General features: G+C 59.4%; 1 protein-coding gene. It reads left to right on the top strand.

Annotation, left to right across the window (positions count from 1 at the left end; translation table 11 throughout):
• The coding region (locus tag EN993_RS36610; RefSeq protein WP_206532503.1) for a proline racemase family protein at window positions 1-557 on the top strand (557 nt) is incomplete at both ends.

The raw sequence follows: 557 nt of genomic DNA on the forward strand, positions 1-557 counted from the left end.
GTATATCGGTCGACTACGTCCTTTCAGGCGGGAAAGTCGATCACGTTCGACTGTTCAATGTTGCAAGCTATCTCCATGCCTCCGACGTGCAGATCGATGTGCCTGGTCTCGGCGAAATCCGGCTCGACATATCCTATGGCGGAAATTTCTACGCCATTATCGAGCCGCAGCCTAACTGGCCCGGGCTCGACGGGATGAAGGCGTCGGAGATCCTTCAGCTGAGCCCAATCGTTCGCGCGCTGGCACAGGGCGCCGTTGCACCCGTCCACGCGGAAGATCCACGCATCTCTGGTGTTACACATGTCATGTGGTGCGATGCGCCCAAGCACCGTCAGGCCCACGCCCGCAATGCCGTCTTCTACGGCGAAAAAGCAATCGACCGCTCACCTTGCGGAACCGGATCGTCGGCACGAATGGCCCAGATGCACGCTCGCGGCCAACTCGCGATCGGCGACGAATTCATCCACGAAAGCATAATCGGCACTTTATTCGACTGCCGTATTGAGGGTGCGGCGGAGGTTGGCGGTCGCCAGGCTATTCGACCGAGTGTAGCGGGG

This window comes from Mesorhizobium sp. M7D.F.Ca.US.004.01.2.1, assembly GCF_003997785.1.
In the GTDB taxonomy this organism is placed as follows: Bacteria; Pseudomonadota; Alphaproteobacteria; order Rhizobiales; family Rhizobiaceae; genus Mesorhizobium; species Mesorhizobium loti.